General features: G+C 72.5%; 17 protein-coding genes and 1 tRNA gene. 3 read left to right on the forward strand and 15 right to left on the reverse strand.

What is annotated here, in order from left to right; all coding sequences use genetic code 11:
- Positions 1–101: 101 nt before the first annotated feature.
- Positions 102–737, reverse strand: a complete 636-nt coding sequence (locus ACFYMP_RS26350) for a DNA polymerase ligase N-terminal domain-containing protein (protein WP_388862129.1) — start codon at positions 735–737, stop codon at positions 102–104.
- Between the two features lie 122 nt (positions 738–859).
- Here ACFYMP_RS26350 and ACFYMP_RS26355 point away from each other — a divergent pair, with 122 nt between their 5' ends.
- The gene (locus tag ACFYMP_RS26355) at positions 860–1,762 is read left to right on the forward strand and encodes an NAD-dependent protein deacetylase (RefSeq protein WP_388862131.1); all 903 of its coding nucleotides are present in this window, start codon (positions 860–862) and stop codon (positions 1,760–1,762) included.
- 133 nt (positions 1,763–1,895) lie between these two features.
- Here the strand turns inward: ACFYMP_RS26355 and ACFYMP_RS26360 are convergent.
- The 3 genes from ACFYMP_RS26360 to ACFYMP_RS26370 form a co-directional block, all read right to left on the reverse strand.
- Positions 1,896–1,968: transfer RNA gene (locus ACFYMP_RS26360), tRNA-His, on the reverse strand.
- Between the two features lie 115 nt (positions 1,969–2,083).
- Positions 2,084–2,686, reverse strand: a complete 603-nt coding sequence (orn, locus tag ACFYMP_RS26365; RefSeq protein ID WP_388862133.1) for an oligoribonuclease — start codon at positions 2,684–2,686, stop codon at positions 2,084–2,086.
- A 5-nt stretch (positions 2,687–2,691) separates the two neighbouring features.
- Positions 2,692–3,933, reverse strand: coding sequence for a helix-turn-helix domain-containing protein (locus ACFYMP_RS26370; protein WP_388862135.1), 1,242 nt, complete (start codon positions 3,931–3,933; stop codon positions 2,692–2,694).
- A gap of 1,124 nt (positions 3,934–5,057) precedes the next feature.
- Here ACFYMP_RS26370 and ACFYMP_RS26375 point away from each other — a divergent pair.
- On the forward strand, positions 5,058–5,582 hold the full coding sequence (locus ACFYMP_RS26375; RefSeq protein WP_388862137.1) for a universal stress protein: 525 nt from the start codon (positions 5,058–5,060) through the stop codon (positions 5,580–5,582).
- Positions 5,583–5,696: 114 nt separating this feature from the next.
- Here the strand turns inward: ACFYMP_RS26375 and glmS are convergent, their stop codons facing one another.
- The 8 genes from glmS to ACFYMP_RS26415 form a co-directional block, all read right to left on the reverse strand.
- Positions 5,697–7,520 (reverse strand): glutamine--fructose-6-phosphate transaminase (isomerizing), encoded by a 1,824-nt coding sequence (glmS, locus tag ACFYMP_RS26380; protein WP_388862139.1) that lies wholly within the window; start codon positions 7,518–7,520, stop codon positions 5,697–5,699.
- A 75-nt stretch (positions 7,521–7,595) separates the two neighbouring features.
- Positions 7,596–7,880 (reverse strand): hypothetical protein, encoded by a 285-nt coding sequence (locus ACFYMP_RS26385; protein ID WP_363144768.1) that lies wholly within the window; start codon positions 7,878–7,880, stop codon positions 7,596–7,598.
- A gap of 97 nt (positions 7,881–7,977) precedes the next feature.
- A complete protein-coding gene (locus ACFYMP_RS26390; protein ID WP_388862141.1) occupies positions 7,978–8,859 on the reverse strand; it encodes a DUF4429 domain-containing protein in 882 nt (293 codons plus the stop codon).
- A 188-nt stretch (positions 8,860–9,047) separates the two neighbouring features.
- Positions 9,048–10,826, reverse strand: coding sequence for an IucA/IucC family protein (locus ACFYMP_RS26395; RefSeq protein WP_388862143.1), 1,779 nt, complete (start codon positions 10,824–10,826; stop codon positions 9,048–9,050).
- A complete protein-coding gene (locus ACFYMP_RS26400; protein WP_388862145.1) occupies positions 10,823–11,404 on the reverse strand; it encodes a GNAT family N-acetyltransferase in 582 nt (193 codons plus the stop codon). Before ACFYMP_RS26400 ends, ACFYMP_RS26395 begins: the two co-directional genes overlap by 4 nt.
- Positions 11,401–12,666 (reverse strand): lysine N(6)-hydroxylase/L-ornithine N(5)-oxygenase family protein, encoded by a 1,266-nt coding sequence (locus ACFYMP_RS26405; RefSeq protein WP_388862187.1) that lies wholly within the window; start codon positions 12,664–12,666, stop codon positions 11,401–11,403. Before ACFYMP_RS26405 ends, ACFYMP_RS26400 begins: the two co-directional genes overlap by 4 nt.
- Positions 12,667–12,727: 61 nt before the next feature.
- The gene (locus tag ACFYMP_RS26410) at positions 12,728–14,182 is read right to left on the reverse strand and encodes a pyridoxal phosphate-dependent decarboxylase family protein (RefSeq protein WP_388862147.1); all 1,455 of its coding nucleotides are present in this window, start codon (positions 14,180–14,182) and stop codon (positions 12,728–12,730) included.
- A 222-nt stretch (positions 14,183–14,404) separates the two neighbouring features.
- A complete protein-coding gene (locus tag ACFYMP_RS26415; protein WP_388862149.1) occupies positions 14,405–14,740 on the reverse strand; it encodes a hypothetical protein in 336 nt (111 codons plus the stop codon).
- A gap of 330 nt (positions 14,741–15,070) precedes the next feature.
- Here ACFYMP_RS26415 and ACFYMP_RS26420 point away from each other — a divergent pair, with 330 nt between their 5' ends.
- Complete coding sequence (locus tag ACFYMP_RS26420) at positions 15,071–15,964, forward strand: UTP--glucose-1-phosphate uridylyltransferase (protein WP_388862151.1); 894 nt, start codon at positions 15,071–15,073, stop codon at positions 15,962–15,964.
- 92 nt (positions 15,965–16,056) lie between these two features.
- Here ACFYMP_RS26420 and ACFYMP_RS26425 read toward each other — a convergent pair whose 3' ends face one another.
- From ACFYMP_RS26425 to ACFYMP_RS26435, 3 genes are read right to left on the reverse strand one after another with little or no spacing between them, the layout of a single operon-like run.
- Entirely contained in the window at positions 16,057–17,229 is a 1,173-nt protein-coding gene (locus tag ACFYMP_RS26425) for an acyl-CoA dehydrogenase family protein (protein ID WP_388862153.1), read from the reverse strand.
- A 31-nt stretch (positions 17,230–17,260) separates the two neighbouring features.
- Positions 17,261–18,205: a hydroxymethylglutaryl-CoA lyase gene (locus tag ACFYMP_RS26430; RefSeq protein WP_388862155.1), complete on the reverse strand. Its 945-nt coding sequence runs from the start codon at positions 18,203–18,205 to the stop codon at positions 17,261–17,263.
- A complete protein-coding gene (locus ACFYMP_RS26435) occupies positions 18,202–20,181 on the reverse strand; it encodes an acetyl/propionyl/methylcrotonyl-CoA carboxylase subunit alpha (RefSeq protein ID WP_388862157.1) in 1,980 nt (659 codons plus the stop codon). The genes ACFYMP_RS26430 and ACFYMP_RS26435 overlap by 4 nt, the downstream gene beginning before the upstream one ends.
- Positions 20,182–20,210: the final 29 nt, after the last annotated feature.

Below are 20,210 nucleotides of genomic sequence, written 5' to 3' on the forward strand. Positions count from 1 at the left end.
TGGCCGACCGGTCCTTGGGGTGGGTACGAGTGGGGGCGGGCGGCCTGTCCCATCGGCCGGTCACACCGTCTTGTCACCGGGTGGCCCGTGCTCCCCTCCGCTCACGTCTGCTGGTCCTCGACCTGGCGCAGCGTGCGGCCGGTGCGCGCCGAGCGCGCGCGGTGCGGGTCGGGGGTGCCGTGCGGCTCCGGGCGGGCGGTACGCCCCTTGTCCCTGGCCTTGATCAGCAGCCACGCCTCCTCGCCGGCGGCGCCGGTGCGGAACCGGGTCAGGGCGTACTCGCCGTGCAGCTTGTCGCCCTCCAGCCAGAAGGTGGCGTGCCCGCGCTCCAGCGCCTCGTCGAAGGGCAGCGGCCTGCCGTGCTTGTCGTGGCTCAGCGGCCGGTAGGTGCCCTGGTCCCACACGATGACGGTGCCCCCGCCGTACTCCCCGGCCGGGATCACCCCCTCGAAGGTCCGGTACTCCAGCGGATGGTCCTCGGTGGGCACGGCGAGCCGTTTGTCGCGCGGGTCGCCGGACGGCCCCTTGGGCACCGCCCAGGACCTGAGCACCCCGTCGACCTCCAGCCGGAAGTCGAAGTGCATCCGCCGCGCGTCGTGGATCTGGACGACGAAACGGGCGCTGGGACCGGGCGCCGCGTCACGGCCCGCCGGTTCGCCGGTCCGCGCGAAGTCACGCCGGCCGTGGTACACGGACAGCCGCCGTGCGTCCTTGTCCCCGTGCTGAGCCCGGCCCATACGAGGCCCCTTCCCGGAGGGAGCGCGTTCGCACCTTCACTGTGACGCGGATCGGGCGCGGGCGCGCGGGGAGCGGGGCCCGGGGCCCGGTGGTACGACGCCGGGCGCCGTAGCCTGGAGGCATGGCAGCGTTCTCAGGGTCCTCAGCGTTCTCGGCGGGGCCGGTCCCCGGCGCCTCGGCCGCGCCCGGGGCAAAGGAGCTGGCCCGCGTGCTCAAGGGGGGCGGCATCGTCGTCCTCAGCGGTGCCGGGCTGTCCACCGAGTCGGGGATTCCCGACTACCGCGGGGTCTCCGGCACGCTGCGGCACCACACCCCCATGACGTACCAGGAGTTCACGGGCTCCGAGGAGGGGCGCCGCCGGTACTGGGCGCGCAGCCACGCCGGGTGGCGGCGGATCGCGCGGGCCGAGCCCAACGCCGGGCACCACGCGGTCGAGTCGCTGCGCCGCTCCGGGTACGTGTCGGGGGTGATCACGCAGAACGTCGACGGACTGCACCGGGCGGCCGGGACACGCGAGGCCGTGGAACTGCACGGGGGCCTGGACCGGGTCGTGTGCCTGGCCTGCGGCCGGATCACCGCGCGGGAGGAACTGGACGTACGGCTGCGCGGCCTCAACGGCGACTTCGCCGGTGCGGCCGGCGGGCGGGTCAATCCGGACGGCGACGTGGAACTGCCCGAGGAGGCGGTGCGGTCCTTCCGGATCGTCCCGTGCGCCACCTGCGGCGGCGTGCTCAAACCCGACGTCGTCTTCTTCGGCGAGAGCGTCCCCCGGCCACGGGTCCAGCGCTGTGTCGATCTGGTCGACGCCGCTCGCGGACTCCTGGTCCTCGGCTCCTCGCTGAGCGTGATGTCCGGACTGCGCTTCGTACGGCAGTCGGCCAAGGCGGGCAAACCGGTGGCGATCGTGAACCAGGGCGCGACCCGGGGCGACGACCGGGCCACCGTACGCGTCGGACTGCCCCTGGGGGCCGTCCTCCCGTCCCTCGTGGAACAGCTCGCGGCCGACCGGGCCGCGCAGGGGTGAGAACCCGGCCCGGGTGCTCGGGTACTGACGAGGACCGTCGTGGTCCGGCCGGTCCCGGGAACGGGAAAGCGTCCCGGGAACGATGAAAGCCCCTCACCCGCGTTTCCGCGGGTGAGGGGCTTTCCCTCTCAAGGGTGAGTGACGGGACTTGAACCCGCGACTTCCTGGACCACAACCAGGTGCTCTACCAGCTGAGCTACACCCACCATGACCGGCGTTTTTCTGACCGGCCGAGAAAAAGTGTACAGGGTGATGAGGGGTGCTCGTGCACACCTTTTCCCGGGGGCGCGCGTGAACGGTCGCGCGGGGTGTCCGGGGAGGTCAGGAGGGGGGCAGGGTGTGCTTGGCGGCGATCGACTTCGCGGTGTCCGAGTCGGGGCCGGGGTGCGGGACGAAGACCGCCTCGCGGTAGTAGCGCAGCTCGGTGATCGACTCGCGGATATCGGCCAGGGCCCGGTGGTTGCCGGCCTTCGCGGGGGCGTTGAAGTACGCCCTCGGGTACCAGCGGCGGGCCAGCTCCTTCACCGAGGAGACGTCCACGATGCGGTAGTGGAGATACCCCTCCAGCTCGGCCATGTCCCGGGCCAGGAAGTTGCGGTCGGTGCCGACCGTGTTCCCGCACAGGGGGGCCTTGCCCGGCTCCTTCACGTGCTCGCGGACGTAGGCGAGCACCTGCTCCTCTGCCTCGGCCAGCGTCGTACCGCCCGCCAGTTCCGTGAGGAGGCCCGAGGAGGTGTGCATGTCGCGCACCACCTCGGGCATCGTCTCCAGTGCTTCGTCCGGCGGCCGGATCACGATGTCCACACCGTCACCGAGGATGTTCAGCTCGGAGTCGGTGACGAGTGCGGCCACCTCGACGAGTGCGTCCTTCGCCAGCGAGAGGCCGGTCATCTCGCAGTCGATCCACACCATACGGTCGTTCATATGTCCTACCCTACGGGGCGCTCCCGCTGACCCGGCAGCGCGCCGCGTCCCAGGCCACCCGCGGCCAGCGCCTCGGCCCGCTCCCGGTCCTCCGGATACGGGGGCGGGAGGCCGGGGCCCGACGGACCGGGCCGCCTGACCTGGGCCGGCACCGAACCCGCCTCCCCGTTGCCCAGGGAGCCGGTCACCGACACCGCGGCGCCCACCGGCTCGGCCACCCGCTCCTGCTGCGGTCTACGGGCCCGGTAGGCGGCCCGGTAGGCGGCGGGGGAGGAGCCGAGCTGGCGGCGGAAGTGCCCGCGCAGCGCGACCGGCGACCGGAAACCGCAGCGGCCCGCGACCTCGTCCACCGAGTAGTCCGAGGTCTCCAGCAGACGCTGGGCCTGGAGCACCCGCTGGGTGATCAGCCACTGGAGCGGGGCGGACCCCGTCAGTGAGCGGAACCTGCGGTCGAAGGTGCGGCGGCTCATGTAGGCGCGCGCGGCGAGCGTCTCCACGTCGAACTGCTCGTGGAGGTGCTCCAGCGCCCAGGAGACGACCTCGGCCAGGGGGTCGGCCCCGATCTCCTCCGGTAAAGACCTGTCCAGGTAGCGCTCCTGGCCCCCACTTCTGCGCGGCGGCACCACGAGCCTGCGGGCCAGCGCGCCGGCCGCCTCGTTGCCGTGGTCCGAGCGGACGATGTGCAGGCACAGGTCGATCCCCGCCGCCGTACCCGCCGAGGTCAGGACGTCCCCGTCGTCGACGAAGAGCTCGCGCGGGTCCACGTGGACCGAGGGGTAGCGCTTCGCCAGCGTCGGGGCGTACATCCAGTGCGTGGTCGCGGGACGCCCGTCGAGCAGCCCCGCGGCCGCCAGCACGAAGGCGCCCGTGCACAGGCCCACGATGCGGGCACCCTCCTCGTGGGCACGGCGCAGCGCGTCGAGCGCCTCCGCGGGGGGCGGCGCGGTGATCGAGCGCCACGCGGGGACCACGACCGTGCCGGCCCGCGCGACGGCCTCCAGGCCGTGCGGGGCGGTCAGTTCGAGTCCGCCGGTGGTGCGCAGCGGTCCGTCCTCACCGGCGCACACCAGGAGGCGGTAGCGAGGAACCCCCGCGTCCTGGCGGTCGATGCCGAACACGGACAGCGGTATGGAACTCTCGAAGATGGGGCCGCCGCTGAACAGCAGCACCGCGACGATCTCGCGGCGCCTGCGGCCCGCCAGTTTCCGAGCCGGGGCCTCCGGTGCGGCAATGGCGTCCTGGCTCATAGCGCTAAGCCCCCCTCGGTGGTCGTTGCACCCCGTTCTTGTCGGGCGTTTCGCTCCTGCACGTTTCCCCTCGGTCCTGCACGAGTCCCCCGCCGTACGACAGTCATGATCGAATCTACTGTGTCCCGTGATGCCGGCGTGACCAGTTCGGCACCGCGCACTATGTCGACATGGCAACGTGGCGTAAACCATTCGATCACGAAGCGTTGCACTCCATCAGCCCGCTGGGAAGTGCGCCTTCGGCCGGTGGCCAATCCCCGTAGGGTGCGCGCGTGCCGCCCACCCCTTTCCTCCCTGGTGACACGGGGGTTGGGGAGGCTCGTACAGGGGGCGGGGGCAGGCCACAGAAGTTGGCCGAAAAGATACGGGAGCGTGTGCGGTAATGCGTCATTCCTCCGGAGCGCGCACCTGCGCGGGAAGTGCGCCCGGGACGCGCCCCCACTCCTGGCCCGCGCGCCCCGTCCGTCCCGTGCGCCCGCTCCGCGCAGGCTACCCGCCGACCCGTCAGTAACCGTGCCCGAGCGTTCCGCTGACGTCGCGACGGCGGGACGCCGCCGCCGCCCCTTCCGACGCCGTGGAGGGGGGCGAGGAGTGGCGGGGACGGGGGGAACGGGGTCCGGGCCGGCCGGAGCGTCCGCCGGGTCGCGGGGCGCCCTGGCGGGCCGCCGGAGCGCGGCGCGGTGAACGGTGCGGGGGAGGGGGTGAGGGGCCGCCCGTCGCTCCTCGCGTTCGCGGGCCCCCGGCCCCGGGACCGCGGCCCAGGGCGCCCGTCGCCGGGCCGTACGCCCGGGACAGGCCCGGACGGGCCGGGGCGCACCGTCCCGCCCGCCCCTCCCGTGCCGCCCGCACGCCGTACGCCCGCCCCGCCCCGCCCCGGCACAGGCCACCGACCATTGCCAGACGGGCCCCGCCTCGTGCATGCTCCCTGGAACGCGCCGGGCCGCAGGGCCCACGCACGGGCCGTAGAAGGAGTGACGCCGTACCCTGGGGGGTATGCGGTGGGGAAGACGATTCCCGGACAGCTCCACCGCCCGGTGAACCCTCTCGCAGCCCCAGTTGTCCCGCCCCGTTCCTCCGACCCCTGCCGCTGACCCTCCCACGAGGACTATCTCGCCGAGACACCGATGGCCGGTCACGAATACTACGAACCCGCGGACCGCAAACGGCAGGTCGCCGACTCCTCGGCCGACCCCCTGGCGGTGGAAGAAACCCGTCACTCCTGCGACCCGGCCTTCCGGCACGGCGTCGTCGTCGGCTTCGACGGATCGACGTCGAGTGAGCGGGCGCTCGCGTACGCCGTCGGCCTCGCGCTGCGCTCCGGCTCCGGGCTGATCATCGTGCACGTGGCCAACCGGCTGCCGACCACGGTGTGGGCCGGCTGCGAACCCCCCGTCTTCGTCGACGTCCCCGACCACCGCACCGAGGTCCTCGGCCTCGAACTGGCCTGCGCGGACTACCTGTCCGACGTGCCCTGGGTGCTGGTGGAGCGCGGCGGGGACATCTGCCACGAACTGGAGGAGGTCGGCAAGGAGTACGAGGCCGACGCGATCGTCGTGGGCACGACCCAGGGCGTGGTGGGCCGGATCTTCGGCTCCGTCGCCGGCCGTCTCGCCCGCCGCGCCCGTCGCCCGGTCATCGTCATCCCGTAACCGGCCCGGCCGTCCTCCCTGTCGGCCCTGTGGCCCTGTAGGCCCTGTCGGCGTGAAGGCCGGGGCGCGGTGGGTACCGCGCCCCGGCCTTCGCCAACTCGGTGCGGGCGAGGGCTACTCGACAGTCACCGACTTCGCCAGGTTGCGCGGCTTGTCGATGTCGCGGCCCATCGCGAGGGCCGTGTGGTAGGCGAAGAGCTGGAGCGGGATGCCCATGAGGATCGGGTCCAGCTCGTTCTCGTTCTTCGGTACGAGGAGGGTGTGGTCGGCCTTCTCCTGGTGGCGGTGCGCGACCGCGAGGATGCGGCCCGAACGGGCCTTGATCTCCGCCAGGGCGGCGCGGTTCTTCTCCAGCAGGTCGTCGTCGGGCACGATCGCCACGGTCGGCAGCGCCGGCTCGATCAGGGCGAGCGGGCCGTGCTTCAGCTCGGAGGCCGGGTACGCCTCCGCGTGCACGTAGCTGACCTCCTTGAGCTTGAGCGAGGCCTCCCGGGCCACCGGATAGCCGCGCACCCTGCCGATGAACATCATCGACTGGGCGCCCGCGTAGGCGGCGGCCAAGTCCTTGACCTCGGCCTCCCGGCCCAGGATCTCGGTGATCTGCTCCGGCAGCCGGCGCAGGCCCTCGATGATCCGGCGGCCGTCGGCCACCGACAGGTCCCGGATACGGCCGAGGTGCAGGGCGAGCAGCGCGAAGGCGACCGTCGTGTTGGTGAAGCACTTCGTGGACACGACGCAGACCTCGGGCCCCGCGTGCACGTAGATGCCGCCGTCGGTCTCCCGGGCGATGGCCGAGCCCACGACGTTGACGACGCCCAGCACCCGGGCGCCCTTGCGCTTGAGCTCCTGCACGGCCGCGAGCACGTCGTAGGTCTCCCCGGACTGGGAGACGGCGACGTACAGCGTGTCCGGGTCGACCACCGGGTTGCGGTAGCGGAACTCGGAGGCCGGTTCGGCGTCGGCGGGGATACGGGCGATCTCCTCGATCATCTGCGCGCCGATCTGGCCCGCGTGGTACGAGGTGCCGCAGCCCAGGATCTTGATACGCCGGATCGTGCGGGCGTCGCGCGCGTCGAGGTTCAGCCCGTCCAGGCGCACCGTCGAGAACCGGTCGTCGATCCGGCCGCGCAGCACCCGGTCCACGGCGTCGGACTGCTCGGAGATCTCCTTGTGCATGTACGTGTCGTGGCCGCCCATGTCGTACGACTCGGCCTCCCACTCCACGGTGGTCGGCGAGGGCGTGGTGCGCGAACCCTCCGTCGTGTACGTGCGGAAGTCGTCGGCGGTCAGGGTCGCCATCTCGCCGTCGTCCAGGGTCACGATCTGCCGCGTGTGGGCGACGAGCGCGGCGACGTCGGAGGCGACGAACATCTCCTTGTCCCCGATGCCCAGGACCACCGGGGAGCCGTTGCGGGCCACCACGATCCGGTCGGGGAAGCCGGCGTGCAGCACGGCGATGCCGTAGGTGCCCTCGATCTGGGCGAGCGCGGAGCGGACCCGGCCCTCCAGGGTCTTTGCCGCGGCGCGCGCGATGAGGTGGGTCAGCACCTCGGTGTCGGTCTCGGAGGCGAAGACGACGCCGTCCGCGGTGAGCCGGGCGCGCAGCTCGTCGGCGTTGTCGATGATGCCGTTGTGGACCACGGCCACCTGCTCGGCGGGGTCGAGGTGCGGGTGCGCGTTGTGGTCGCTGGGGGCGCCGTGGGTGGCCCAGCGGGTGTGCGCGATGCCGGTGGTGCCGGTGAAGCGCTTGGGGACGCGGGCCTCCAGGTCACGCACGCGGCCCTTGGCCTTGACCATCTTCAGGCCGGGGGTCTTGGCCTTCGGGCTGGTGATGACGATGCCCGCCGAGTCGTAGCCCCGGTACTCCAGCCGCTGAAGCCCTTCCAGCAGCAGGGGAGCGACGTCCCGTCGCCCGATGTAACCGACAATTCCGCACATACCTGCTCTGCCCCTCCGGGTGATGTGAGACCGGCCCGGCGCCCCGCGCCCGGCCGCCGGCCGCGCGCGGGCGGCTCAGCCGTAGACGATCCGCCGCAGCTGCCGCAGGGACAGCTCGGGCGGGGCCACCGCTCTGCGTGGCAGCTCCTGGGTGATCCGCTCGAAGATGTCCGGGTTGGTCAGGCCCCTGGCCTGTAGTTCCCGGTGCCGGCGGCGGACCCAGTCCTCGGTGGTCTCGTCGAAGAACGCCAGGACGTCCATGACCACCCGGGACGCCTCGCCCCTGCTGAGCGGGGTACTCCGCGTCAGGTGGTCGAGCAGCTCGTCCAGGGGGTCCTGGTCCGTACGGCGTTCGTGCACCCGTCGATATTCACGGGCTCATCTGAATTTCGCAAGAAATCTGCCCGATATCGGGCAAGCTCTTCCTGATCGGTGGCCGATAAGGGCGTCGTCGCGGTCACAGACGCTTGAGGACCGCCTGTTTCGCGGCGCTGAACTCCTCGTCGGTCAGGACCCCGGAGCGGTGCAGCTCGCCCAGCTCCCGCAGCCGGCGCAGCAGCGTGTCCGTCCCGGCGCCGGAGCCCTTGTCGAGGGCGCGCGCCCCGCCGCCCGACGCGCCTGCCGCCGGCTCGCGCGCGGCGCCCGGATGCGGCAGGCGGGCCTGTACGGCGGCGCCCACCAGGGCCAGCGTCGCGTCCTTGCGGAAGCCCCACAGCTCCACCGCGTGCGGGTCGTACTTCGCGGGCAGCGAGGGGGCCGCCCCGTGCACGGCGAAGCGCAGCCAGCCGTGCTCCATGCCGCTGGAGGGCTGCCACTCGACGGAGGCGACGTCCCGCAGCGCGAGCGCCCGTGCCCCGCCCGAGGACTTGACCTCCTCCGTCTTCCAGTTCCACTCCAGCCGTACCGTCTCCCCGTCGAAGGACACGGAGCCGTCCCCGGCGGCCGCGCTCACCGGGACGCGCGGCCCCGGCAGCAGGTAGCGCGTGCAGGGCCCCTGCGGGACCTGATCGAGCAGGAGGGCCTCGCGGACCGCGTCGACCACGTACTCCGCGACCCCGGTGCGGTCCGCGTCCACCGTCAGGGCGTACGGGTCGGCGCCCTCGGGCAGCCGCTCGCCGGTGACCTGGAGCAGCGGGTCGGCGCCCTCCCGCAGGCGCAGCCGCAGCCGTCCCGCCCGGCGCCCCCGCTCCAGGGAGATCCCGGCCAGCGCCTCCAGCGGCACCCGCAGCTCGCCGAGCCCCCGGCGCAGCAGCCCCACGCTCCTGTCGTGGCCGGGGACGATCCGCAGGAGGTCCCCTTCGAGGGACCAAGTGCCGTCGCGCTGGATGATTTCCGTCATGGGGAGATTCTGGCACCGCCCCCGGACCGTGCCCCGGGCCGCCGGGACCGCCGTGACGTGCGAAGAGCACCGGGGCGACGACGGGGCACGTGTGACGTGCGGTTCGGCCCGGCGTACGGCGGCGCCCCCGGGAGGCTCTGGACTCCCGGGGGCGCCGCCACCTTCGCCCCGGACAGGGGCCAGCCGGTTCAGGGGGCGAAGGGGGCCAGCGGGTTGTCGAGTTCACCGATCAGCTGGAGCGCCGCCGAGGGGTCGGTGAGGTCCACCATCTGCTTGTTGTTCCGCAGCTGGAGCCGGTTGAGGCAGGACAGCGCGAAGGTCGGCGCGAACAGGTCGTAGCGGGCGAACTTCTCGGCCAGTCCGGGCGCGGACTCCTGGTAGTCGCGCACGCACCGGGCGACAGCACCCCAGAACGTCTCCTCCGAGAGCCGCCCCTCGCCGACCAGATTGGCGGAGAGGAAGCGCAGGAAGCAGTCGAGGACGTCGGTGAAGACCGACAGCAGCTTCTGGTCCTCGGGCACGTCCACCCGGACCCGCTCGACGCCCGGCGGCAGCACCGCCGAGGGGTCCATGACCGCGATCTCCTCGGCGAGGTCCTTGAAGATCGCGCGGCGCACCTCGCCGTCCTCGATCACCAGGATGACGTTCTCGCCGTGCGGCATGAACACGAGGTCGTACGCGTAGAAGCAGTGCAGCAACGGCGTCAGGTACGCGTGCAAGTAGGAGCGCAGCCACGCGGCCGGGGTCAGGCCCGACTCGTCGATCAGGGCGCCCGCGAAGGAGGCTCCGGCGCGGTCCACGTGGAGCAGCGAGGCCATCGTGGCGAGACGTTCGCCGCCACGCAGCCGGTCCACCGGGCTCTCGCGCCACAGCGCGGCGAGCATCTTGCGGTACGGGGAGTAGCGGTCGGTCGCCGCCTCGAACTGGAGGTGCCGGTAGCCGACGGCGGCCTCCTCGCGCAGCACGCTCAGGCCGGTCCCGCGCAGTACCGGATCGCCCTCGACGAGCTGGGCGAGCCAGTCGTTGATCGCCGGGGTCGCCTCCATGTACGCCGCGGAAAGGCCGCGCATGAAGCCCATGTTGAGCACCGAGAGCGCCGTCTTGACGTAGTGCTTCGTGGGCGCGCTGACGTTGAAGAAGGTGCGGATGGACTGCTGGGCGAGGTACTCGTCCTCGCCGGTGCCCAGCACCACGAGGTGCTCGCGGGCCACCTCGGCGGCGAAGGTCACCGACAGCTTGTTCCACCACTGCCAGGGGTGCACCGGCATGAGCAGGTAGTCGTCCGGGTCCAGGCCCCGGCCGGTGAGCACCGCGGCGAACCGCTCCAGGGCCGCCTCGCCCAGTTCGGCGCGGAAGAAGGACTCGTACGTGATGCCCGCGCCGGCCGTGAAGGCGGCCCGGTCCCGGCGCGCCGCGAGCCACACGAGGTGGACGGGGCTCGCCGTCTCCGGGGCGTAGGACAGGTACTCGTGGATACCGAAGCCGATGCGCCCGTTGTTCGCGACGAAGCAGGGGTGGCCCTCGGTCATGCCGGTCTCGACGTCCTGGAAACCGGAGCGCGCGAGTTCGGCGGAACTGACGGGTTTCTGCGCGTACTTGAAGCACAGCCCGGAGACCGTGGAGGTGATCTCCTCCAGGTACACCGGCAGGATCTCCTCGCTCAGGCCCAGCGAGTCGCGCAGCTCGACGCAGAAGTCCAGCGCGTCGAGGGGCAGTTCGGCACCCTCGCGGTGCCGGGTGATCGACTCGGCGGGGATCTGCCAGTGGTCCAGGGCCAGGCGGTCGGCGCGGAAGCGGTACTCGGTGCGGCCGTCGTCGCCGCGTACGACGTAGGCGCCCGGCTCGTACTCCTCGGGGCTCAGCAGCCGTTCGTGGGCGAACTCGGCGAGCGCCTTGCGCACGACGTGCCGGTTGGCCTCGGCCCAGTGCTCGGGGGTCAGGTGGTCGACGGCGTCGGCGAGGCTCATCGGGCTCCTCCCGTGGCGGCGGCGAACTGCTCGCGGGTGCAGAAGCTGAGCAGCGCCTCCTTCTCCGGTTTGGCGACGCGGCGCGACTCCTCGAAGCCGACGGCCTTGTTCAGCGCGTGCACGGCCGTGTTGCGCACGTCGGGCTCCACGACCACGCGGCGCACCCCGGGGTCGGTGAACAGGAACTCCATGACGGTGGTGATGACGGTGAGGGTGAAACCGTGCAGCGGCTCCCCGGCCGGGGCGGTCAGGAAGTGCATGCCGATGTCGCCGGGCTCCGGCTCGTACAGGCCGACGAGTTCGACGTGCGCCGGGTCGTAGCGCTCCACGAGGAAGGAGGGCTCGCCCTCGCGCAGGCCGAGGAAGGCGTCGTGGTGCGCGGCGGCGGCGATGGAGTGGTACTCGCGCTCCACCTCGGGCAGCGTCGCCTCGCCCATGAGCCAGAAGGAGGCTTTCGGGTGGGTGACCCAGCCGTGCAGCAACTCCCCGTCGGTGTTGGGGTCCACGGGCCGCAGCGCGAAGGCGCCGAGGGCCGGGTCGGTGCGGGTGAAGACGGTGGGGGGTGGGGTGGTGCTCATATCAGCGTGCCCTCCGGTGCGCCGAACTCCTGGAACGCGATGGACTTCTCGACCGGGTAGGGGGTGCGGCCGAGCAGCTCGCCGATGATGTACGCGTTGCGGTACGCGCCCATGCCCAGGTCGGGGGAGGTGATGGAGTGGGTGTGCACCCCGGCGTTCTGGAGGAAGACGCCGCCCCCGCTCACGTCGATGCTGTAGTTGCGGGCCACGTCGAAGCGGCCGTGCGCGTCCTTGCGCAGCCGGTCCTGGACCGGGGCGAGGAACTCGGGGACCTGATAGCGGTATCCGGTCGCGAGGACGAGCCCCTCGGTGATCAGCTCGAAGTCCCGCCCCTGCTCCTCGTGGCGCAGCCCCAGTGTGTAGCGCCCGCTTGCCTCGTCGTACGAGGCGGAGTCCAGGGAGGTGTTGGTGAGCAGCCGGGTCGGCACCGGGCCCGCCACGTTCTTCTGGTAGAGCAGGTCGAAGATCTCGTTGACGAGTTGCCCGTCGATCCCCTTGAACAGCCCCTTCTGCTCGGACTCCAGGCGGTAGCGGGTCTCCTCGGGCAGCGCGTGGAAGTAGTCGACGTACTCCGGGGAGGTCATCTCCAGCGTGAGCTTGGTGTACTCCAGCGGGAAGAACCGGGGGGAGCGGGTGACCCAGTTGAGCCGGTAGCCGTGGGTGTCGATCCCCGACAGCAGGTCCTGGTAGATCTCGGCGGCGCTCTGCCCGCTGCCGACGATCGTGATGGACTCCTTGCTCAGCAGTTCCTCGCGGTGGTGCACGTAACGCGAGTTGTGCAGGAAGTCCCCGCCCAGGCCCGCGCAGGACTCGGGGACGTACGGGGGTGTGCCGGTGCCGAGCACGAGGCGGCGGGCGCGGGGGGCGTCGCCCCCGGCGGTGTGCACGGTGTACGTCTGGTCGCTCTCGTCCCAGGTGACGCGGGTGACGGTCGTGCCGAAGCGGATGCTGCCGAGTTTCCCGGCGGCCCACCGGCAGTAGTCGTTGTACTCGGCGCGCAGCGGATAGAAGTTCTCGCGGATGTAGAAGGCGTACAGACGCCCCGATTCCTTCAGGTAGTTGAGGAAGGAGTACGGGGAGGTCGGGTCGGCGAGAGTGACCAGATCGGAGAGGAAGGGGGTCTGGAGGTGGGCGCCGTCCAGGAACATCCCGGAGTGCCACTCGAAGTCGGGCTTGGACTCCAGGAAGAGGCCGTCGAGCTCGTCTATCGGCTCGGTCAGGCAGGCCAGGCCGAGGTTGAAGGGGCCGAGCCCGATGCCGATGAAGTCGTAGGGCTCGCCCGGGTCGTGGCGCTCGCGCGCGGGGAAGGACCCGGTGGCGGTGTCAGGACGCGTGGACAAGACTGTCTCCCAGGTACTGCTCGGCGTGGCCGGCGACGAGATCGAGGACGGCGGCGACGTCGGCCACCGTGGTCTCGGGGTTGAGCAGGGTGAATTTCAGGTAGTGCCGTCCGCCGACGGTGGTCCCGGCGACGATGGCCTCCCCCGAGGCGAACAGGGCTTTGCGGGCGTACAGGTTGGCCCGGTCGATCCTGGCGGGGTCCGCGACGGACCCGGGGATGTAGCGGAACACCAGCGTGGAGAGCGTGGGCTGCACCACGACGTCGTAGCGGGGGTCGGAGGCCATCAGCGTCCATGCCTCGGCAGCCAGTTCACACACCTCGTCGAAGAGCTGGCCGATGCCGTCGGCGCCCATCACGCGCAGCGTCATCCACAGTTTCAGCGCGTCGAAGCGGCGCGTGGTCTGGAGGGACTTGTCGACCTGATTCGGGATGCGCTCCTCGACCGTGCGGCGGGGGTTGAGGTAGTCGGCGTAGTAGGTCGCGTGCCGCAGGGTGGCCGCGTCGCGGACCAGGACGGCCGAGGAACTGACCGGCTGGAAGAAGGACTTGTGGTAGTCGACGGTGACCGAGTCGGCGCGCTCGATGCCGTCGATCAGGTGCCTGCGGGTGGGGGAGGCGAGCAGTCCGCAGCCGTACGCGGCGTCCACGTGCATCCAGGCGCCGTGCCGGGCGCACAGTTCGCCGATCTCCGGCAGCGGGTCGATCGAGCCGAAGTCGGTGGTCCCCGCGGTCGCCACGACGGCCATCGGTACCAGGCCCTCGGCGACACAGCGGTCGAGTTCGCGGGCCAGGGCCACGGTCTGCATGCGCTTGTCGCGGTCGCAGGGGATCGAGACCACGGCCTCCGGTTCCAGGCCCAGGAGTTTCGCCGACTTCTTGACGCTGAAGTGGCTGACCTCGGAGGCGAAGACGCGCAGCGCGCTGGGGTGGGCCTTGGCCTCCTCGCGGGCCAGCAGCAGGGCCTGGAGGTTGGACTGCGTACCGCCGCTCGTGAACACCCCGTCGGCACCCGGGCCGAGGCCGATGCGCCCGGCGGTCCAGTCGATGAGGCGCCGTTCGATGAGGGTGCCGCCCGCCGACTGGTCCCAGGTGTCGAGCGAGGAGTTGACGGCGGACAGGACGGCCTCGCCGAGCACCGCCGGGATGACCACGGGGCAGTTGAGGTGCGCGAGGTAGCGGGGGTGGTGGAAGTAGACGGCGTCGCGCAGGTACAGCGTCTCCAGCTCGTCGAGGGCGGCGGCGCTGTCGTGCAGCGGGCGTTCGAGGTCGACGGCGTCGATCTGGGGAGCGAGCTGGTCGGGGGTGGCACCCGTGAAGGGGCGGCGGGTCCCGGCGAGCCGTGCTGCCACACGCTCGACACCTTCGGTGACGGAGCGGCGGTAGCCCTCCGCGTTCAGGTCGTTCAGGAGCTGGGACCTGGGCGCGAGAAGACTCATGGAAACGGTCCTCCTGGGTGAGGGGACGGAGCGGGGGTTGACTTAGGTAAGGCTAACCTAACATCGGGATCACGGAGCCCCCGCCGGGGGGTACGTCCGAAACCTGACGTCCCCCCGGTCGTGGACCCGGACGAAAGGGGGCGGAACCCGCCCCGAACGGGCCCGCGCGCGACGGGACATGACGAAAAGCCGCCGGTTCCCCGGCGGCTTCCCCCGGCCTTGCTAGTCGGTCTCCTGTCGCCTCGCGCTCAGCCGCGACCGCTCCTCGCCCAGGCCGCGCCGCCCGTGCCCGGCGAAGGTGACGGAGTGCCGGCCGAGCCCGCGTTCGCGCGCGGGGCGGCGGCGCGCGGCGTGCGCGGTGCCGCAGTCGCCCGCGCTCCACGCGCACGGGGTGAAGCCGGGCGGCCGGTGGGCGCGTGGCCCGGCGGGGCGGCCGGCCTCGCTCCCGGCCTCGGTCCCGGCCTCGGTCCACACGTCGACTGGCGGGCCCGGCGGCAGCGCCTCCGGGGTCGCGGCGGCGGCCGGACGGCGGGCGGTCGTCGGGTCGGTGGCGGTCAAGTGCGGACCTCCTGCGGTGCGGTGCGGCGGACAGCCTCTCGCGAGGGCCGGCGACTGGCCGGGAAGGTTAGCCTAACCTCAGACGTCCGGGCCGGGGAGGGGGCCCGCGCGTACACACGTCCCCCGGTCAGCCAGGGGCCGTGCGGCGAGCGTGCTCACGGCGACGGTGGAGCGAGGGCGCGCCGTCCCCCGGAGGTGGCGCGGGCGGCGGTCCTGCCGCGCAGGTCACCCCGGTGGCCCCGGAGGGATGCGTTCCGGTGGTGGGGAATCGCCCGGCCGCAAAGCGCGGCATCCGGTAGCCGCCCCCCTGTCGTTGGTAGGTTCCCCGCCATGATCCGTAGAGCTGTCGTGCCCGCCGCCGGGATCGGGTCCCGGATGCTTCCCCTCACCAAGGCCATGCCCAAGGAGATGCTGCCGGTCGGCGACCGGCCGGTGATCGAGCACACCGTCCGCGAGCTGATCGACTCGGGGGTCACCGACATCACCGTCGTCGTCTCCGGCGGCAAGGGACTCGTGCACGACCACTTCCGCCCGGACCCGGTGCTCGTGGGCCGGCTGCGCGCGGAGGGGCACGACGACTACGCGGACGCCGTCGAGGAGATCGGGGAACTCTCCCGCAGCGGCCACCTCACCTACCTCGACCAGCAGGGCCCCTACGGCAACGGCACGCCCGTACTCAACGCGGCCCGCCACCTCGGCGACGAGCCGCTGCTCGTGCTGTGGCCCGACGACGTGTTCGTGGCCGAGGTGCCCAGGGCCCGTCAGCTCGTCGAGGCGTACGACGCGACCGGCGGCCCGATCGTCGCGCTCATGGCGATGGAGCCGGAGGAGTCGCGCCGCTACGGCGTCCCCGTCGTGGAGGAGGACCTCGGGAACGGGCTGATGCGCATCGCGGGCCTCGTGGAGAAACCCGAGCCCGAGGACGCGCCCTCCTCCTTCGCCGCGGTCGGCGGATACGTCGTGACGCCGCAGGTCATCGAGGAACTCCAGACCATGACCGACCGCTGGTACGAGCGGCCCGAGGGCGAGATCTACCTCACCGACGCCTTCCACACCTGCGCGGCGCGCCACTCCGTGCACGGAAAGGTCATCCACGGCCGCTGGTACGACACCGGCAACCCCTCGGCGTACCTCACCGCCCAGTTCGCCCACGCCCTGGCCGATCCCGCGTACGGCCCCGCCCTGCGCGAACTGGCCCGCCAGAGCGAACACCGCCAGGTCTGAGCGGGGGCCGGGGCGGGGCGGCGTCCGGGCGGGGCGGCGGGGACGACGCGCGGCGCCCCGGGCGCCCCGTCCACCAGCGGCGCCCGTGCCGCCTACGCCGCCGTCGGCAGGCCCAGTTCGCGGGCGATCAGCATGCGCTGGACCTCGCTCGTGCCCTCGCCGATCTCCAGGATCTTGGAGTCGCGCCACATGCGGGCCACCGGGTACTCGTTCATGAAGCCGTAGCCGCCGTGGATCTGGGTGGCCTCGCGGGCGTTGTCCACCGCGATCGTCGAGGAGTACAGCTTCGCGAGGGCCGCCTCCTTCTTGAAGGGTTCGCCCAGGGCCAGGCGGCTCGCCGCGTCGCGCCAGGCCAGGCGGGCGGTGTGCGCCTTCATCTCCATGTCGGCGATCTTGAACTGGACGGCCTGGTTCGCGCCGATCGGGCGGCCGAAGGCGTGCCGCTCCTTCGCGTACTTCACCGACTCGTCCACACAGCCCTGCGCCAGGCCCGTCGCGAGCGCCGCGATGGCCACCCGGCCCTCGTCCAGGATGCGCAGGAACTGGGCGTAGCCCCGGCCCTGTTCACCGAGCAGGTTGGCGGCCGGGACCCGTACGTCCTGGAAGGACAGCTCCCTCGTGTCGGAGGCGTTCCAGCCCACCTTCGAGTAGGGCGCGGCGACCGTGAAGCCCGGGGTGCCCGAGGGCACGATGATCGCCGAGATGCGCGGGGCGCCGTCCTCCTTGCGTCCGGTGACCGCCGTGACCGTGACCAGACCGGTGATGTCGGTGCCCGAGTTGGTGATGAAGCACTTCGAGCCGTTGATCACCCATTCGCCGCTCGCCTCGTCCAGGACGGCCGTCGTCCGGGTGCCGCCCGCGTCGGAGCCCGCGCCCGGCTCGGTCAGCCCGAAACCGCCCAGCACCTCGCCCGCGCACAGCTTCGGCAGCCACGCGCGCTTCTGCTCCCCGGTGCCGAACAGGTGGATCGGCATCGCGCCGAGCGAGACGCCCGCCTCCAGGGTGATGGCCACCGAGGAGTCGACGCGGGCCAGTTCCTCCAGCGCGATACCGAGCGCGAGGTAGTCGCCGCCCATCCCGCCGTACTCCTCGGGGAAGGGCAGACCGAACAGGCCCATCCGCCCCATCTCACGGACGATCTCGTAGGGGAACTCGTGCCGTTCGTAGAGGTCGCCGATCTTGGGGGCGACGACGTCGTGCGCGAACTCCTCGACGGTACGGCGGAGTTCCTCGTGCTCGGCGGAGAGACGGTGGTCCAGGGACATGCGGCGTGCTCCTTGGGGAGAGAGGGGGCGGTCAGGCGGGGCCGAGGGCGCGGACCGTGCGGGAGGGGGAGGGGCGGCCCAGGTGCCCGGCCATCCACCGGCTGGTCGTCACGAGCGCGTCGAGGTCCACGCCGGTCTCGATGCCGAGGCCCCGCAGCATCCACACCAGATCCTCGGTCGCGAGGTTGCCGGTCGCGCTCTTCGCGAAGGGGCAGCCGCCCAGGCCGCCCGCCGAGGCGTCCACCGTCGTCACCCCGTGCTGGAGCGCGGCCAGCGTGTTGGACAGGGCCTGACCGTAGGTGTCGTGGAAGTGCACGCCGATCCGGTCGGTCCGCACGCCCGCCGTGTTCAGCGCGCTCAGCAGCTCCGTGACGTGGCCCGGGGTCGCGACGCCGATCGTGTCGCCGAGGCTCAGTTCGTCGCAGCCCATGCCGAGCAGGGCGCGCGCGACGCGCACCACCCGCTCCACCGGCACGGCGCCCTCCCACGGGTCGCCGAAGCACATCGACAGATAGCCCCGCACATGACAGCCCGCCTCCTTGGCCCGCTCCACGACGGGGGCGAAGACGGCCAGCGACTCGTCCACGGTGCGGTTCAGGTTGGCCTTCGCGAAGCTCTCCGTGGCGCTCGCGAAGACCGCGACCCGGTCGGCGCCGAGGGCCAGCGCCCGCTCCAGGCCCCGCGCGTTCGGCACCAGCACCGGCAGGCGCACCCCGGCGCGGGCCAGATCCGCGAGCAGCGGGTACAGCTCCTCGGCGTCGGCGAGCTGCGGTACCCACTCCGGGCGTACGAAGCTCGTCGCCTCGACCGTGTCGAGACCGGCGGCGGCCAGCCGGTGCGCGAACTCGGCCTTCACCGCGGTCGGCACCGTCGTCCCCTCGTTCTGGAGCCCGTCGCGCGCGCCCACCTCGTGGACGCGGACCCGGGCGGGCAGCCCGGCCGCGGGGACCGTCATGGGCAGCGCGGACCCGCTCATGCCCCCACCTCCTCGGCCGCCCGGCTCCCGGCCTCGGCCGGGGCGGTGACGACCGCGAGGACCTCGTCCATCGCGACCGTGCTGCCCGCCCGTACCGTCAGCTCGGTGAGCGTCCCCCCGTGCGGGGCGCTGATCACGTGCTCCATCTTCATCGCCTCCACCACCAGCAGGCTCTGACCCGCGTTCACCACGTCGCCGACCTGCGCCTTGACCACCGTGACCGTGCCGGGCATCGGCGCCGTCAGCGCCTCGGTGCCCGGCCCGCCGCCCGCCGCGCGCAGCGCCGCGAGCACCGGGTCGTGGTCCCGTACCTCCCACGCGTCGCCGTCCCGGCCCAGCCACTGACCGGCCCGGACGAAACGCACGCGGCGCCCGTCCACGGTCACCGTGACCTCGGTGTCGGTGACCTCGGCGTCCGCCGGGGCCTCGTACGTCACGGGCTCCTCGCCGGGGACGCGCAGGGGAACGAGGAGGGGGTGCGCCGGGCCGCCCAGCCGCCAGCCGTCCAGGGCCGCGAACGGGTCGGGCGGACCGGTCCGGGCGGGGACGAGGTCCGCCGCGCGGACGGCCGCCGCCGCCAGGTACACCGCCCGGGGCACCTCGTCCGGGATCAGCGCGGCCGCCTCGCTCTCCACGAGGCCCGTGTCGAGATCCCCGGACACGACCCGGGGGTGGGCCAGCAGCCGGCGCACGAAGCCCGCGTTCGTGGGCACGCCGAGCGTCACCGTACGGGCGAGCGCGGCGCGCAGCCGGCGCAGCGCCGTCTCCCGGTCCGGGCCGTACGCGACGACCTTCGACAGCATCGGGTCGTAGGCGCTGCCGACCTCGGCGCCCTCGCTCAGCCCCGAGTCGGTGCGCACCCCGTCCCCGTCCGGCTCCCGGAGCGCGAGCACGGTGCCTCCGGACGGCAGGAACTGGGCGCTCCCGTCCAGCAGGGTCACCGTCTCGGCGCAGATCCGGGCCTCCACCGCGTGACCGGTCAGCGTGACCTCGTCCTGCGTGAGGGGCAGCCGCTGACCGGCCGCGACCCGCACCTGCCACTCGACCAGATCCAGGCCCGTGACCAGCTCCGTCACCGGGTGCTCCACCTGGAGACGGGTGTTCATCTCCATGAAGCAGTACCCGGACGGGTCGTCGCCCGGCACGATGAACTCGACGGTGCCCGCGCCCGTGTAGCCGCAGGAGCGGGCCGCCTGGACGGCCGCCTCGCCCATCGCCGCGCGGGTCGCCGCGTCGAGCAGGACCGAGGGGGCCTCCTCGACGATCTTCTGGTGCCTGCGCTGGAGCGAGCACTCGCGCTCGCCGAGGTGCACGACGTTGCCGTGCGCGTCGGCGAGGACCTGGATCTCGATGTGCCGGGGCCGTTCGATCCAGCGCTCCACGAGCAGCGTGTCGTCCCCGAAGGAGGACCGCGCCTCGCGGCGGGCGGCCGCGATCTCCTCGGCCAGCCGCTCCGGTTCGCGGACCAGCCGCATGCCCTTGCCGCCGCCGCCCGCCGAGGGCTTGAGGAGCACGGGCATCCCGATCTCCCGTGCCGCGTCCGCGAGTTCGGCGTCGCTCAGGCCGCTGCCCGAGGAGCCGGGCACGACCGGGACGCCCGCCGCCCGCACCGTCTCCTTCGCGTGGATCTTGTCGCCCATCAGCTCGACGGCCGCGGCGGGCGGTCCGATGAACACGAGTCCGGCCTCGGCGCAGGCCCGCGCGAAACCCGCGTTCTCCGCGAGGAAGCCGTAACCGGGATGCACCGCCCGCGCCCCGCTCGCACGGGCCGCCGCCAGCAGCGCGGGGATCGACAGATAGCTCTCGGCGGCCGGAGCCGGGCCGATCCGCACCGCTTCGTCGGCCTCCCGCACGTGCCGGGCCCCCGCGTCCGCGTCGCTGTACACCGCGACCGAGCGGATACCGAGGGAGCGCAGGGTGCGGATCACGCGGACCGCGATCTCCCCCCGGTTGGCGATCAGAACCGTGTCGAACATGGCACCTTCCTCGGACTTCGCGGGTACGT

It is taken from the genome of Streptomyces sp. NPDC007088 (genome assembly GCF_042869355.1).
Taxonomy (GTDB): Bacteria; Actinomycetota; Actinomycetes; order Streptomycetales; family Streptomycetaceae; genus Streptomyces.